At 69.1% G+C, this 15,379-nt stretch carries 15 protein-coding genes; 9 read left to right on the forward strand and 6 right to left on the reverse strand.

The genetic code is table 11. The features are described 5' to 3' along the window. Positions 1-48: 48 nt before the first annotated feature. Entirely contained in the window at positions 49-1,380 is a 1,332-nt protein-coding gene (locus tag V6M51_RS09835; RefSeq protein ID WP_332766737.1) for a pectate lyase family protein, read from the reverse strand. A 129-nt stretch (positions 1,381-1,509) separates the two neighbouring features. Here V6M51_RS09835 and V6M51_RS09840 point away from each other — a divergent pair, with 129 nt between their 5' ends. The 4 genes from V6M51_RS09840 to V6M51_RS09855 all read left to right on the forward strand — a co-directional run bounded on the left by V6M51_RS09840 (position 1,510) and on the right by V6M51_RS09855 (position 5,307). Beyond that, positions 1,510-2,343, forward strand: a complete 834-nt coding sequence (locus V6M51_RS09840) for a 2-keto-4-pentenoate hydratase (RefSeq protein ID WP_332766739.1) — start codon at positions 1,510-1,512, stop codon at positions 2,341-2,343. Between the two features lie 82 nt (positions 2,344-2,425). Continuing rightward, positions 2,426-3,724 carry an MFS transporter gene (locus V6M51_RS09845; protein WP_332766741.1) on the forward strand — a complete coding sequence of 433 codons (1,299 nt, stop codon included), beginning with the start codon at positions 2,426-2,428 and terminating at the stop codon, positions 3,722-3,724. 71 nt (positions 3,725-3,795) lie between these two features. Next, a complete protein-coding gene (locus V6M51_RS09850) occupies positions 3,796-4,428 on the forward strand; it encodes a DUF1326 domain-containing protein (RefSeq protein ID WP_332766743.1) in 633 nt (210 codons plus the stop codon). Positions 4,429-4,431: 3 nt separating this feature from the next. After that, entirely contained in the window at positions 4,432-5,307 is an 876-nt protein-coding gene (locus V6M51_RS09855; protein WP_332766744.1) for a DUF2182 domain-containing protein, read from the forward strand. Here the strand turns inward: V6M51_RS09855 and V6M51_RS09860 are convergent. Further along, positions 5,304-6,656 carry an FAD/NAD(P)-binding protein gene (locus tag V6M51_RS09860; RefSeq protein ID WP_332766745.1) on the reverse strand — a complete coding sequence of 451 codons (1,353 nt, stop codon included), beginning with the start codon at positions 6,654-6,656 and terminating at the stop codon, positions 5,304-5,306. The two genes, V6M51_RS09855 and V6M51_RS09860, sit on opposite strands and share 4 nt — an antisense overlap. A gap of 180 nt (positions 6,657-6,836) precedes the next feature. Here V6M51_RS09860 and V6M51_RS09865 point away from each other — a divergent pair, with 180 nt between their 5' ends. Continuing rightward, a complete protein-coding gene (locus tag V6M51_RS09865) occupies positions 6,837-8,093 on the forward strand; it encodes a cytochrome P450 (protein ID WP_332766746.1) in 1,257 nt (418 codons plus the stop codon). Positions 8,094-8,269: 176 nt separating this feature from the next. Then, on the forward strand, positions 8,270-9,088 hold the full coding sequence (locus V6M51_RS09870; RefSeq protein ID WP_332766747.1) for a phytanoyl-CoA dioxygenase family protein: 819 nt from the start codon (positions 8,270-8,272) through the stop codon (positions 9,086-9,088). On the opposite strand, the gene V6M51_RS09875 is transcribed toward V6M51_RS09870, so the two are convergent. From V6M51_RS09875 to V6M51_RS09890, 4 genes are read right to left on the reverse strand one after another with little or no spacing between them, the layout of a single operon-like run. Continuing rightward, positions 9,085-9,816, reverse strand: coding sequence for a dienelactone hydrolase family protein (locus V6M51_RS09875; protein ID WP_332766748.1), 732 nt, complete (start codon positions 9,814-9,816; stop codon positions 9,085-9,087). The genes V6M51_RS09870 and V6M51_RS09875 overlap by 4 nt on opposite strands. Positions 9,817-9,826: 10 nt before the next feature. Then, entirely contained in the window at positions 9,827-10,111 is a 285-nt protein-coding gene (locus V6M51_RS09880) for a 2TM domain-containing protein (RefSeq protein ID WP_332766749.1), read from the reverse strand. A 51-nt stretch (positions 10,112-10,162) separates the two neighbouring features. Continuing rightward, positions 10,163-10,717: a hypothetical protein gene (locus tag V6M51_RS09885; protein ID WP_332766750.1), complete on the reverse strand. Its 555-nt coding sequence runs from the start codon at positions 10,715-10,717 to the stop codon at positions 10,163-10,165. Between the two features lie 10 nt (positions 10,718-10,727). After that, positions 10,728-11,498, reverse strand: coding sequence for an SDR family NAD(P)-dependent oxidoreductase (locus V6M51_RS09890; protein ID WP_254836752.1), 771 nt, complete (start codon positions 11,496-11,498; stop codon positions 10,728-10,730). Positions 11,499-11,585: 87 nt separating this feature from the next. Here V6M51_RS09890 and V6M51_RS09895 point away from each other — a divergent pair, with 87 nt between their 5' ends. Genes V6M51_RS09895 through glcF form a run of 3 tightly spaced genes read left to right on the forward strand, consistent with a single transcriptional unit; the run spans position 11,586 to position 15,339 of the window. Next, entirely contained in the window at positions 11,586-13,085 is a 1,500-nt protein-coding gene (locus V6M51_RS09895) for an FAD-linked oxidase C-terminal domain-containing protein (RefSeq protein ID WP_332766751.1), read from the forward strand. After that, a complete protein-coding gene (gene glcE / locus V6M51_RS09900) occupies positions 13,063-14,127 on the forward strand; it encodes a glycolate oxidase subunit GlcE (protein WP_332766752.1) in 1,065 nt (354 codons plus the stop codon). Before V6M51_RS09895 ends, glcE begins: the two co-directional genes overlap by 23 nt. Continuing rightward, positions 14,128-15,339: a glycolate oxidase subunit GlcF gene (glcF, locus tag V6M51_RS09905; RefSeq protein WP_332766753.1), complete on the forward strand. Its 1,212-nt coding sequence runs from the start codon at positions 14,128-14,130 to the stop codon at positions 15,337-15,339. Positions 15,340-15,379: the final 40 nt, after the last annotated feature.

Consider the following 15,379-nt stretch of genomic DNA (forward strand, 5'->3'; position numbering starts at 1 on the left):
CCCGGATCTTGCTTCGCGAGCCCGGAGGATGACGAAGGTGGGGAGGATTTAGGTCCCCTTCGCCTTCGCCCCGGAGTCGAGCACCTCCGGCCGCTTCGGCGTCATGTCGTCCAGGTTCCAGTCGGTCTCCACGAACGGCCGCCGGGTCTCCTGCGGATGCGGATAGCCGTGCAGTTCCTGCTCCGAATCAACGATCTCACCGCGGCCCTCGGCGACGTCGGCCAGCAGGCGCACGTCGTCGGCGTCGCGGTCCCAGGGCCGGGCGCCGGCCTTGGCCAGGACCGACTGTTGGACGTCCACGGCCGCCATGGGCGTGAATCCCTGCGGCCAGAGCGGCGGCGTCTTCACCTGGATGATCTTGGCCGGGGCGGTGGTGTAGCGGCCGAACATTGGCAGCGGGACGCCGAACCGGTCCACGGCGATATTGTCCCTGCCGTAGAACTGCACGTCGCCATAGCCGCCGAGCTGGAAGAACGGTAGGCCGGCCGGGGTATCCTGCCCACCCCGCAGGACATTGCCGACGGCCACCACCTGGCCGACCTGCCATTCGGCGTCGCCCCACTCCGCGGCCATGAGGTTGTAGTGGATCGCCCGCTGCCCCGGATTGAAGATCAGGTTGTTGGCGATCACCCCGCGCACCCCGCCCTTGAACAGCGGATTGCGCTCGTAGTTGTGGGCGTAGAGGTTCCCCACGATCAGGATGTCGGTGACGTTGTCGTGGATCAGTGAGCCCTTGGAGTGCTCGATCTTGGCGTGGGTCGAATAGGCCAGGCTCTCGGCGACGATGTTGTTGGAGAAGGTGATGGCGCGGCTGGTGCCCGCCCGCCATTCGTCCGGCGTCTTGCCCACGAACCGAGGACCGGATGCCGAGAGATTCTCGTCCGTGCCCCAGGTCAGGCTGTTGTGATCGATCACGATGTTGAACGACACGCCCTGGGTGGAGATCGAGTCGAAGTCGCCGCCGCCCTTCTTGGCCTGACCGGCCTCCCCCGGCCGCACTCGAAGGTGCTGGACCACCACGTCATGGGTGGCGATGTCGAGGCCGCCGCGGATCAGGGTCACCCCCGGCGAGGGCGCGGTCTGGCCGGCGATGGTCAGGAACGGCTCGCGGACGGTCAGCGTCTTCACCCCCAGGTCGATCACCCCGCCCACTTCGAAGACGATGATTCGCGGGCCCTTGGTCTCGACCGCCGCCCGGAACGAGCCCGGACCGTCGGCCGCCAGGGTGGTGACTCGCAGGATCTGGCCGCCCCGGCCGCCCGGCGTGACCGCCGCCCAGCCCAGCGCCTCGGGAAACGCCTTGGGCGGGGACGGGGCCGTCACGCCCGGCGAGCCCATGCACAGCGCGGCTATCGCGGCCAAGCCCAATGTCCTGATCATCGTCTCACTCCACGCCCGATGCGGTCATTAGCAAAATCGTGCCGATTTGGGCTTGATTTGAAAATGACACCGGTTTCCTCTAGAGACAACAGCGCCGTTCGAGGCGGAATTTTGGGAGGGTTTTTGCGCGTGAGCGTCCCAGCGGCGGATTCGGCCGAAGGCTATCCGGTGGCTTCCGTCGCCGAGCGGTTCGTCCGCGCGCGCCGGGCCGCGAGCGCCCTACCCGAGTTTCCGGGCCCTCTGCCGACCGACCTGGCCACCGCCTACCGGGTGCAGGACGCGGCCCTCGACCTCTGGCCCGACGAGGTGGTCGGCTGGAAGGTGGGCCGGGTGCCGCCCGAGCACGAGCCGCGCCTGCGGGCCAACCGCATCTTCGGTCCGATCTTCGCCAAGGCGCTGTGGCACGTGAAGCCTGGCGAGGTGACGGAATTCCCGGTGTTCGTGGGCGGGTTCGCCGCCGTGGAGGCCGAGTACGTCCTGCGATTGGCCCACGACGCCCCGGTCGACAAGCTCGCCTGGACGCCCGAGGAAGCCGCCGAGCTGGTCGAGTCCATGCACATCGGCATGGAGCCCGCCGGCAGCCCCTTGGCCAGCATCAACATCGTCGGGCCCACCGCGGTGGTCTCGGACTTCGGCAACAACGCCGGCCTGATGGTCGGCGCTCCCATCGAGAACTGGCGGGCCATTCCCCTGGAAATGCTCCGCTGCGAGACCATCATCGCCGGCGAGCGCGTTGGCGAGGGCGGCGCCTTCGTCCTGCCCGGCGGGCCGATCCAATCCCTGCGGCTGCTGGCCGAGAACGTCGCCGCACGCGGCCGGCCGCTGCGCAAGGGGATGTACATCTGCACCGGCGCCGCCGCCGGCATCCACGACATCGTGGCGGGCCAGGACGGCGCGGTTCGGTTCGCCGGCGTGGGCGAGATCGCCTGCCGCGCCTATCCGGCGACGGCGGCCGATACCTGAGACCAAGGTCCCGCGTCGGGCGACAGCGCGGGACTCAGCAGAACATGTCGCCGCGGGTCGAAACGTTTTAGGGGCGCAAGCCATGACCACCGTCGAAACCGCCGCCTTCGAAGAGGGCAAGATGACCCGCCGCCGGTGGGTGATCTGCGGCCTGCTCTTCACGGCCGTGGTCATCAACTATGTCGACCGTCAGATGCTGGGCGTGCTGAAGCCCTTCATGTCCGACGAGATGGGCTGGAGCGAGACCGACTACGCCGACATCGTCTTCTACTTCCAGGCGGCCTACGCGGCCTCCTATCTGCTGTTCGGCGCCTTCGTGGACAAGGTGGGCGCCAAGATCGGCTACGCCACGGCCTTCGCGATCTGGCAGCTCGCCCACATCGCCCACGCCGGCGCCAGCAGCCTGAACCAGTTCTTCCTGGTCCGCGTCCTGCTTGGGATCGGCGAGGGCGGCAACTTCCCGGGCGGGGTCAAGGCGGTCACCGAGTGGTTCCCCAAGAAGGAACGCGCGCTCGCCACCGGCATCTTCAACGCCGGGGCCAATATCGGCGCGGTGATCACGCCCATCGCGGCGCCGATGATCATGCTGGCCTATGGCTGGCGAGCGGCCTTCATCATCACCGGCGTGATCGGCATGCTGTGGATCGTGGCCTGGCTGATCATGTATCGGGCGCCTGAGAAGGAAGCCAAGGTCAACGCCGCCGAGCTCGCCCACATCCGCTCCGACCCCGAGGACAGCGACCGCAAGGTCGGCTGGCTGACGGTCGTCGGCAAGCGCGAGACCTGGGCCTACGCCACGGGCAAGTTCCTGATCGACCCGGTCTGGTGGATGCTGCTGTTCTGGCTGCCGGACTTCTTCAAGAAGACCTTCGAGCTGGACATCCCGACCTTCGCCGGGGTGCTGGCGGCGGTCTATCTGATCTCAGACGCGGGCAGCGTCGCCGGCGGCTGGCTGTCCTCGCGCCTCATGAAGAACGGCCACAGCCTGAACTTCTCGCGCAAGATCACCATGCTGATCTGCGCGGTGTTCACCCTGCCCTACTTCTTCATCATGCAGATCGACAACCTGTGGCTGGCGACCATCGTGGTGGGCCTCGTGGCCGCAGCGCACCAGGCCTTCTCCGCCAACCTCTACACCCTGCCCGGCGACGTCTTCCCGCGCAGCGCCGTGGGTTCGGTGATCGGCATCGGCGGCATGCTGGGCGGCATCGGCGGCATGGTCATGGCCAAGTCGGTCGGCCAGGTGCTGGAGGCGGCCGGCGGCTACGCGCCGATCTTCGCCGTCTGCGGCGGCATCTATCTGCTGGCGGTCCTGGTCATTCACCTGCTGACCCCGAAGATGGCGCCGGCCAGGTTCCCGGAGATCGCCGCCCAAGCCTAATGGAGGCCAATGGCCTGGGGCGCGGCGAGGGACTAGATTGTCCCCTTGAGCGTCGACAGACGGAGGTCGCCATGACGCCTTGGGAACTCAAGGGACCCTCGCTGGTCAACTGCACCTGTGACTACGGCTGCAACTGCCAGTTCAACGGACTGCCCGACAAGGGCCACTGCCATGCCGTGGCCGGCATCCAGATCGATGAAGGCCACTATGGCGAGACCAGGCTCGACGGCCTGCGGATCGCCGCCATATTCAAGTGGCCGGGGGCGGTCCACGAGGGCAATGGCGAGGCCCTCGCCTTCGTCGACGAGGCCGCCAACGAGGCGCAGCGCGAGGCCCTGCTGAAAATCATGACCGGACAGGACACCGCCCCGTTCGCCACCATGTTCGCCGTCTACGCCTCCACCGTGACCAAGATGAACCCGCCGGTCTTCACAAGGATCGACCTGGACCTGGACGTCGATGGCCGGACGGGCCGCATCTCCATCCCGAACTACGTGGAGACGACGGGTGAACCGATCCGCAACAAGGTGACCGGCCTGCCGTCCCGCACGTTGATCCTCCAGCCGGAGGGCTTCGAGTACAGCGTGGCCGAGATCGGCAGCGCCTCGAGCCGGACCCAGGGCCCCGTCGAGGTGGAGATGACGGACACTTACGGACAGTTCGCCCGGCTGCACCTCAACAATAACGGCGTCGTGCACGCCTGACGGATGCCCGGGGCCTTCGAACGCCTGCTGAGCCGCCGCCGCGCGATCACCGTCGTGGGCCTGCTCGCCCTGTGCGCCCTAGCTTGGCTCTACATCCTGACGGGTGCGGGCCTTGGCATGAGCGCGCGGGAGATGACCACGCTCTCGCTCTTCCCGCACAAGACCGCCGCCGCGCAGGCCATGCCCGGAATGGACATGAGCGGAATGGACATGCCCGGCATGGCCATGGACATGGGCCCCGCCCCGGCCACGCCGCCGGCATGGACCCCCAGGACCGCGGCGCTGATGGTCGCCATGTGGTGGGCGATGATGATCGCCATGATGTCGCCGAGCGCCGCGCCGACCATCCTGCTCTATGCCCAAGTCCATCGGCGCGCCGTCGCCCAGAGCCAGATCCAGGACAGGCCCGCCCCGACCGGCGCCTTCGCCGCGGGCTATCTCCTGACCTGGCTGGGCTTCTCGGTCGCGGCGGCCGGCCTGCAGTGGGTATTCGGGCGGGTCGGCCTGATCTCCGACATGGGATCGCAAAGCCGCTGGCTGTCGGGGGGCCTCCTGATCGCCGCGGGCCTCTACCAGCTCTCGCCGCTCAAGCAGACCTGCCTGGCCCACTGCCGCGCCCCGGCCGCGTTCCTTTCGACCCATTGGCGGCCAGGGGCGACCGGCGCGCTGCGGCTCGGCCTGCGGCACGGCGTCTACTGCGTCGGTTGTTGCTGGATGCTGATGGCCCTGCTGTTCGTCGGCGGGGTGATGAATCTGGCCTGGATCGCCGCCCTCGCCGTCCTGGTCCTGGCCGAGAAGGTCTTCCCAGCCGGGCGCTGGATCGGCCTCGTTTGCGGCGCGGTCCTGGTCGGCTGGGGCGTGGCGACGCTGCTGGTCTAGGCCACCGCCAAGCCCAGTTTCAGGCCCCGCAGGATCGCCTGGGCCACGTCGGCGGCCTGGGAGCGGATGTCGGGGACCGAGGTGATCTCCCAGAAGGCCCCGCGGGTGAGCGGCCCCACGGCGTAGAGCCCGGCCTGGGCGCCGCCGCCAGTCCCGATCAGTCGCGAGCCGGCGTCGACGTCGGCCCCCAACCGGCTGGGGTCGGGGCGGATCAGCCCGCGCGACAGCAGTTGGCGCAGCAGGGGTTCGCTCGCCTGGTCGAGATCGCCCAGCAGGCCGGCGCAATTGACCACCGCTCCGACCCACAGGCGCCGGGTGAGCCTGGCCCCGCGCGGTCGCCATAGGACTTCCACCCCCTCGCGGCCCAGCGTCAGGCTCGTGATCTCCCCGGCCCTGACCACCAGCTCTCGCCCCCGCATCAGCATGGCCACGCGGCGGGCCACGCTGGGCGCCAGGCGGTGGCGATGGACGTCCCACCAGGGGCGCAGGTGGCGCAGGAAGGCGGCGCGCTCGACGCCGCTCCAGCCCTGCCAGATGGTCCGCACGTGGGGGCGCAGGTCGTCGACCGCCTCACGCCACCGGCCGTCGGGCGACGCCGCGCGCAGAGTCCGCAGGATCTCCACCGGCGAGCCGCGCGACGCCTCGATCTCCGGGCGCGGACCGACCGGGGCGTGGGAGCGCGGAACCAGGCCTCGGCGCGACAGGGCCCAGAACCTCCGTCCAGGCCGCCAGAGGGTGACAGCCGCGTCGATCATGGTCAGGCCCGTGCCTATCAGCAGCACTTCGTCGATCTCGCGATCGAGCGCGGCCCTGGGGTTCCACGGATCGGCCACATAGCGCGGCGAGGCCAGCAGATCGGGGCCCGCCACGGCGGGCGGCGCGGGCCGCAGGACGCCGAGCGCCAGGACCACGGCGGCGGCCTTGATCTCCCGTCCCATCCCCAGCCGGACCTTCCAGGCGGGCCCGGCGCGGGAGATGTCGACCACCTCGTCGCCCTCCAGCAGCAGGCGCCCTGCGGCGGAGCGCTCCACAGCCGCCTTCAGCAGATCCTGCAGGTAGTCGCCATAGACGCCGCGGGTGACGAAGCCCCCGTGCGCGCTCCAGCCCTCGCGGCCGGCCAGCCAGCGCGTGAAGTGCTCTGGGTCGTCGGGATAGGCGCTCATATTGGCCACGCGCACGTTCAGCAGATGGTCGGGATTGGCGGTCGCGTAGGCCGCGCCCCGGCCGAACGAAACCGAGCGTTCGATCAGCCGGACGATGGGCCCCTCCGGGTCCGCCGTCAGGTGCAGGGCGGTCAGCAGGCCCGAGAACCCGGCACCGACAATCGCCACCGTCGGCCGATTGGACATACCCGTCTGCTCCGCAAATGCTTCGAGTAATTCCTATCATTTTTATGGGATTTAAAACGAGAGAAAAACTGTGACTGAACGCAGATCAGTTGGAGACGGGTAACCTATTCCACGCTAAAATTGACGGCAGCGTCATCTTTGGTCGAAGCCAGGGGCGCCCCAGGGGACGGAGGAACCACGATGAGCGACGGCAATATCGACCTCAGCAAGGACGCCCGCGCGCAGGCCTATGCGACCCCGCTGGACCAGCTGAACCCGGCCCAGCCCGCCCTCTTCCAGTCCGATCAGATGTGGTGGAACTTCGAACGGCTCCGCAAGGAAGACCCGGTCCACTACACCGCGCAGAGCGACTACGGCCCGTTCTGGTCGATCACCAAGTACAACGACATCATGACCGTGGACACGAACCACGGCGCCTTCTCCTCGGAAGGCGGCATCACCATCGCCACCCAGGACGGCGACCAGGGCCCCCTGCCCATGTTCATCGCCATGGACCCGCCCAAACACGACGTGCAGCGCAAAACCGTCAGCCCCGTGGTCTCGCCGGCCAACCTGCAGGTCCTTGAGCCGCTGATCCGCGAGCGCGCGGCCATGATCCTCGACTCCCTGCCGATCGGCGAGGAATTCGACTGGGTCGACAAGGTGTCGATGGAGCTGACGGCCATGACCCTGGCCACCCTGTTCGACATGCCCCAGGAGGACCGTCGCAAGCTGACCTATTGGTCGGACGTGGTCACCGCCGTCCCCGGCCAGGGGCTGATCGACACCATCGAGCAGAAGATGGCGATCTTCGTCGAGTACCACGCCTACTTCACCAATCTGTGGAACCAGCGGGTCAACGCCCCGCCGGCCGGCGACCTGATCTCCATGCTGGCCCACGGCGAGGCCACCCGGAACATGGAGCCGCGGGAGTATTTCGGGAACATCGTCCTGCTGACGGTGGGCGGCAACGACACCACGCGCAACACCATCTCCGGCTCGATCCTGGCCCTGAACCGCAACCCCGACCAGTATCGCAAACTGCGCGAGAACCCGGGCCTGATCCCGTCCATGGTCTCCGAGACGATCCGCTGGCAAACGCCGCTGGCCCACATGCGCCGCATCGCCACGCAGGACTTCGACATCGGCGGCAAGACCATCAAGAAGGGCGACAAGGTCGTGATGTGGTACGTCTCGGGCAACCGCGACGAAGAGGCCATCGAGCGGCCCAACGACTACATCATCGACCGCGAGCGGCCCCGCAACCACATCTCCTTCGGTTTCGGCATCCACCGCTGCGTGGGCAACCGCCTGGCCGAGCTGCAGCTCAAGATCATCTGGGAAGAGATCCTCAAGCGCTTCCCCGAGGTCGTGCTCCTGGAGGAGCCCAAGCGGGTCTATTCGACCTTCGTGAAGGGCTATGAATCCATGAAGGTGATCATCCCCTCGCGGAACTAGACCATCCCACACGCTCGTCATCCTCCGGTCAGGCGAAGCCTGATCCGGGGGACCCAAGCCGAGTCCGCCAAGTCCTGGAAGTCAGCTTGGGTCCCCCGGATCGTCTTGCAGACGACCGGAGGATGACGACGGTGTTGTGCGTGCTTAGTTTTGCGCGAGCGAAACCGGAGGCGACCATGGATATGACGCCCGCGACCTTCGACCTCGAGGCCCATGTCGAGCGGCTGACGCGTGACGGCTACACGATCATTCCGGATTTCGCCGACGTCGATCAACTGGCCCAGGCGCGCGCGGCTCTGGCCCCGCACATGGGGACCCACCACGGCCGCAACGATTTCGAGGGCCTGGAGACCGAGCGCGTCTACACCCTGGTGGCGCGAGGCAAGGTGTTCGAGGATTTGACCGCCGAACCGCGGCTTCTGGCCCTGCTCGACCGGTTCCTGGCGCCGAGCTACCTGCTCACCGCCAGCCAGGCGATCTGCATCCATCCGGGCGAGAAGGCCCAGGCCATCCACTTCGACGACGGTTTCTATCGCCAGCCCCGCCCACGGCCGGCCATCAGCCTGTCGATCATCGGGGCGATCGACGAATTCACCGACACCAACGGCGCCACCGACATCATCCCCGGCAGCCACACCTGGAGCGACGCCGACATCGCCGCCCTCGACCCGCGCGAAGCCCAGGCCATGCTGGTCCCCGTCATCATGCCGGCCGGCGGCGCCATCGTCTTCCAGGGGACCCTGCTCCACCGGGGCGGCGCCAACCGCAGCGCGGCCTCGCGCCTGGCCTTCACCAACCAGTACTGCGAACCCTGGGCCCGGACTCAGGAGAACTTCTACCTTGGCGTCCCCCGCGCGCGGGTGAAGGCCATGTCGCCGCGCCTGCGGGACCTGCTGGGCTATAACATCTGGCCGCCCTTCATGGGCCAGGTGACCGGCTCGCACCCGCTCAAGAGCCTGGACGACGACTGGGTCGCCCCGGTGGATCGGGTCTAGCCCAACCGCCGCCGGAACAGGGCGTTGAGCCGCTCCCAGTGCCGCTCGGCCGCGGTCTTGTCGTAGGCGGCGCGGTTGGGGAAGGCGAAACCGTGCTCGACGCCGGGATAGAACTCGACCTCGGCCTCGATCTCGTCCGATTTCAGCGAGGTCTCCAGGGCCCGGACCATCTCCAGCGGCGCCCAGCGGTCGATCTCGGCGCAGGCGAAGTAGAGCTCGCCCTTGGCCTTGCGCGCGGCGATGTGCGGACTGTCGGGTTTGTCGGTGACCAGGAAGGTGCCGTAGATCGAGGCCGCCGCCTTGACCCGGTCGGGATGGCGCGCCGCGGCGTTGATCGAGAACTGCCCGCTCATGCAGTAGCCGACGCAGCCCACCGTCTTGGCGTCGGCCGCGGCCTGGCCGTCGGCATAGGCCAGCAGGGCGTCGGTATCCTCCATCACCAGCGGGATGGTCAGCGAGTACATCAGCCCGAACATCTTCTTCCGTTCGGGATCGGCCCAGTCCTCGGCCGTCAGCTCCAGCACGCCGGAGCGGTAGTAGAGGTTGGGAAGCATCACGTAGTAGCCGGCGGTGGCGAACCGTCGGGCCATGTCGCGCAGCTCTTCGCGGATCGCCGGGGCGTCCATGAAGAACAGGATCACCGGATGCGGGCCGTCCCGCTCCGGATGGACGATGAAGGTGGTCGTGGCCCCGTCCTTGGTCGGGACCTCCACGGTCTGCTCGATCATGCGGCGGGTCCTAGGGCTTGGGCCGGCGAAGGCGGGTCAGCTCTTCCTCGATCATCCGCTCGCGGTGGTCGCCGACATAGGCGTAGACCGAGAGCCCGTGGGCGACCAGGCCGACGCCCCAGCCCAGCATCGGCCAGAGGAACCAGTAATAGTCCGACGAGGTCATCAGGTTGATCGCCGCCAGGCCGGCGCTGACCACCACATAGACCAGCAGGTGGCTGCGGAACCCTAGCTTGGCGTCGGCCCTGCGCTCGGCGATCCGGCGCAGCCGTTGCTCTTCGTTGTCCTCGGCCATGTTGTCGTCTCCCTACCCTGACGCCATCTGACCGCGTTTCGGAAGCGACCGCTACCCCCGCGGCATGACCAGGCAACTGCGGGCGAGCGAAACCCGGGTCAGCTCCCGGCGGCGCAGGAAGACCTGCATGGCCTCGGAGGTCGGGTCGCGGGAGACCTGCCATTCGCCCAGGTCGCGATAGTTGGTCATCAGCAGCAGGCGGCGCGCGCCGTCGGCCCGGTCCGCCGCGCTCTCGGCGGCCAGGAAAAGGCCGTAGATCTTGGTCTCGAAACGGCCTTCGAAGGCCGGCCAGGCCTCCCCAGACAACCGCACGAACTCTTCGACCGCGCCGCCGTCGATGGTGAACCAGTTGTGGACATAGACCCCCTTCGGCTCGGGCGGGACGTCCTGCGTCGGCCGCAGGGTCGGCGTCAGCCGGTCGACGGCGTGGGCCGCGAAGCCCAACTCCGCCCCGGCCCTGGCCAGGACCAGGGCCTCGTTGGAGGCGAAGCCCAACAGCGGCGAGAACACCGCCACCACCTCGGGCATCGGATGCAGCCGCTCGGCCAGCGCCTTGTGGGCCGTCCGCTCGCGGCCGAGTCTGAGCTGGAAGTAGTCGTATTCCAACGGCTTGGCCCTAGAAGTTCACGCGCGACGAGATAGCGCCGTCGACCAGCATGTTGATGCCGGTGGTGAAGCTGGAGCGCGGGCTGGCCAGGAAGACGGCGGCGGCGGCCACTTCCTCCGGCGTAGCCATCCGGCCGGTGGGATTGCGCTTGATCATCTGGTCGAAGAACTGCGGCATGCCGGCCTTCACATTGCCCCAGACCCCGCCCTCGAAGAACACGGTGCCCGGCGAGATGACATTGGCGCGGATGTGCTTGGCGGCGTTCTCGCGGGCCAGGCCCTTGGCGTAGTGGATCTGGGCCGCCTTCATGGCGCCGTAGGACGAGGCGGCGGTCGCCTCCGCCGCCGAGACCGACGAGGTGATGATGAAGGCCGCGTCGCCCTTGGCCGCGCCGGCCTTCTCCAGGAAGGGCTTGGCCGCCTCGAAGGAGCGCACCGCCCCCATGACGTCGATGTCGAACATCGCCTTCCACTCGTCCTCGCCGGCCCCCTGGACGAGGGCGCTGGCGTTGGAGACCAGGATGTCGATGCCGCCCAGCTCGTTCCCCGCCTGGGTGACGAAGGCCTTCAGCGCTGGGCCGTCGGCGATGTCCACCGCCTGGCCGAAGGCCTTGACGCCCTTGGCCTGGAGCGCCGCGACCGCCTCGGCCACCTGGCCGGCGTTGCGCGCGCAGATCGCCACGTCGCAGCCTTCGTCGGCCAGCAGGTCGGCGATGGCCCGGCCGATGCCGCGCGATCCGCCGGTCACCACCGCGGCCTTACCCTTCAAGCCCAGATCCATCGTTCTCTCCCGTTCCCTATCGTTGATAACCTTGTAGCGCGCCGCGTGGTTGACGCTAGAGCGCCCGTACGCCCAAGGTCCGGCGCGATGCTCGACCATTTTGACGCCCGACTCGATGCGGATTTCCCGCCGCTCTCGGCCAAGCGGCTAGGCGCCGCCCTGCGCGCCGTGCTGCCGGCCGAGGCCATCCTCACCGATATCGAGGCCCTGCGGCCCTATGAGAGCGACGGCCTGGCGGCCTATCGCTCCTTGCCCGGCGCGGTGGTGATGCCGACCACCGTGGCCCAGGTGGCCGCCGTCATGAAGACCTGCCGCGACCTGGGCGTTCCCGTGGTGGCGCGGGGCGCGGGCACCGGCCTGTCGGGCGGCGCCCTGCCCTTCCCCGGCTGCGTCCTGCTCAGCATGGCCAAGTTCAGCAAGATTCTGGAGATCGACCCCGACGCCCGCATCGCCCGCGTCCAGCCCGGGGTGCGCAACCTGGCGATCTCGGAAGCCGTGGCGCATCTGGGCCTGTTCTACGCCCCCGATCCCTCATCCCAGATCGCCTGTAGCATCGGCGGCAATGTCGCCGAGAACGCCGGCGGCGTGCACTGCCTGAAGTACGGCCTGACCGTGCACAACATCCTCAAGCTGGAGGTGGTGACCATCGACGGCGAGGTCCTGACCATCGGCTCCGAGGCCCTGGACGCGGCGGGCTTCGACCTCATGGCCCTGATGACCGGCTCGGAGGGGCTGCTGGGCGTGGTCACCGAGGTCGTGGTCAAGCTGCTGCCCCTGCCCGAGGAGGCCCGCGTGCTGCTGGCGGCTTTCGACGATGTGGAGAAGGCCGCCCAGGCGGTGGCGGATATCATCGCCGCGGGGGTCACGCCCGGCGGGCTGGAGATGATGGACGGCCTGGCCCTGCGCGCCGCCGAGGACTTCGCCCATGCGGGCTATCCCAAGGCCGCCGAGGCCATCCTGCTGTGCGAACTGGACGGGGTGGCCGCCGACGTGGCCGAGGAGGTGGAACGCGTCACCGCCCTGATGCTCGCCGCCGGCGCCGTGGAGGTCCGCGCCGCTCGCGACGAGGCCGAGCGCCAGCGCTTCTGGGCCGGGCGCAAGAACGCCTTCCCGGCTGTCAGCCGCATCGCGCCGGACTACTACTGCATGGACGGCACGATTCCCCGCCGCGCCCTGCCCAAGGTGCTCACCGAGATCACCCGCCTGTCTGACGCCATCGGCCTGCAGGTGGCCAATGTGTTCCACGCCGGGGACGGCAACCTCCACCCCCTGATCCTCTATGACAGCCACAAGCAGGGCGACCTGGAGAAGGCCGAGGAGCTGGGCGGGGCGATCCTGGAGCTGTGCGTGGCGGTCGGCGGCACCATCACCGGCGAGCACGGGGTCGGTCGCGAGAAGATCAACCAGATGTGCGTCCAGTTCGATGCGGCCGAGATCGAGGCCTTCTTCGCCCTGAAGCGCGCCTTCGATCCACTGGGCCTGCTCAATCCCGGCAAGGCGATCCCGACGCTCAACCGCTGCGCCGAGTTCGGGGGCATGCACGTCCATCACGGGGAGCTGCCGTTTGCCGACCTCCCCCGCTTCTGACGCCGACCAGACCGAGCGGCTGGCCCATGTGGTAATCGCCGGGCGGGCCGAGGGCTTGAAGTTCCGCATCGTCGGCGGCGATACCCGCGCCTTCCACGGCCGCAAGGTCGAGGCCGAGCCGCTGACCCTGGGCGCCCACCGCGGCGTGGTCGCCTATGACCCCAGCGAGCTGGTGATCACCGCCCGGGCCGGCACGCCGATGGCCGAGATCGAGGCCCTGCTGGCGGCCAACGGCCAGATGCTGGCCTTCGAACCGCCGGTGTTCGGCGCGGCCAGCACGCTTGGCGGGACCGTGGCGGCCGGGCTCTCGGGATCGCGGCGGCCGTTCTCCGGCGCCCTGCGCGACTACGTCCTGGGCGCCAAGGTGCTGGACGGCCGCGGTGAGGTGCTGAACTTCGGCGGCACGGTGTTCAAGAACGTGGCCGGCTTCGACGCCTTCCGGCTGATGGCCGGGGCGCTGGGCTGCCTGGGGGTGATCCTGGAGGCTTCGATCCGCGTCACGCCCCGTTCGCGTGCCGAAACCTATCTGGCCTTCGACCTGGACAGCGAGGCCGCGCGGCTGCGGGTTATCGAACTGATGCGCCGGCCGCTGCCGCTGTCGGGCGCCTTCCACGACGGCGAGCGTCTGCACCTGCGGCTCTCCGGCGGCGAGGCGGCGGTGCGGGAGACCGCCCGCGAGCTGGGCGGCGAGACCGAGACCGACGAGATCTGGGCGGCCCTGCGCGACCTCAGCCATCCGGCCTTCGACGGCCCGGCCCTGTGGCGGCTCTCCCTGCCCCAGACCGCGCAACTCCCCCGCCTGGACGGCCACCTGGCCTGGGATTGGGGCGGGTCGCAGCGCTGGCTGGCCGCCGACAGCGTCGACACCATGATCTGGGACGTCGCCGCGGCGGCCGGCGGCCACGCCACCCTGTTCCGCGGCGGGGTCGACCAGGTGTTCCAGCCCCTGCCCGCCCCGCTGTTAGCCCTGCACCGGCGGATCAAGACAGCGATGGATCCCGACGGCCTGTTCAATCCCGGCCGCATGTATGAGGGCTTCTAGATGCGCACGGTGATCTCAGGCCCGATCGCCGGGACCATCGCCGGCGGGGTGGCTGAGCGGGCCCTGCGGGCCTGCGTCCACTGCGGCTTCTGCAACGCCACCTGCCCCACCTACCAACTTACTGGCGACGAACTCGACGGGCCGCGCGGCCGCATCTACCTGATGAAGCAGGCCCTGGAGGGCCAGCCGGTCAGCGCGCTTTCCCTTAAGCACCTGGATCGCTGCCTGTCGTGCCGGGCCTGCGAGACCACCTGCCCGTCGGGGGTCCAGTACCACCGGCTCTACGACATCGGCCGCGAGGCGGTGCGCGCCGCCGCCCCCCGACCCTGGCCCGCCCGGCTGGTCCGGCAGGTCATCCGCAGGCTCACGACCTCCGCGACCCTGTTCGGCCTGGCCCTGACCCTGGGCCGTCTCACACGACCGCTGCTTCCCAAGGCCTTGAAGGCCAAGGTCCCGCCCGCCGTGGCGCCCGGCGCCTGGCCGAAGTCCGACCATCCCCGCCACATGCTGCTGCTGAAAGGCTGCGTGCAGTCCGCCGCCGCCCCGCACTTCAACGCCGCCACCGCCCGGGTGTTCGACAAGGCCGGCATCGCGCTCAGCGAAGCGCCCCGCGCCGGCTGTTGCGGGGCGGTGGACTTCCACCTGGACGCCCCGGAAGCCGGCCGCGCGGCCGCCCGCCGCAACATCGACGCCTGGACACCCGCCATCGCGGCCGGCGCCTCGGCCATCGTGGTCAATTCCAGCGGCTGCGCGGCCTTCATCCGCGACTATCCCGACGTGCTGCGCGACGACCCGGCCTATCTGGAAAGGGCCCGCGCCGTGGCCGGCCTGGTGCGCGACCCCATCGAGGTCCTGGCCAATAGCGACCTCACCGCCCGCTGGGCCCCGGCCGACCCCCGCATCGCCGTCCACGAGCCCTGCACCCTGCAGCACGGCCTGAAGCTGACCGGGCGGATCGCCACCCTGCTGGCCCGCCTGGGCTACGAGCCCCAGCCGGTGGCCGACAACCACCTCTGCTGCGGCTCGGCCGGCGCCTATTCGCTGCTGCAGCCGAAGATGTCCGGCAAGCTCAAGACCGCCAAGCTGGCGGCGCTCAACGCCTCGTCGCCGGCTGCGATCTACACCGCCAATATCGGCTGCTGGATGCACCTGGCCGAGGGCGGCGCGGCGCCGGTGAGGCACTGGATCGAAGCGGTGGACGAGGTTGTTTAGGTCTGCAATCGACCCGTGTCCGACATAAGAGAGGACCGCT

The sequence above is a fragment of the Phenylobacterium sp. genome (assembly GCF_036677185.1).
Classification (GTDB): Bacteria; Pseudomonadota; Alphaproteobacteria; order Caulobacterales; family Caulobacteraceae; genus Phenylobacterium.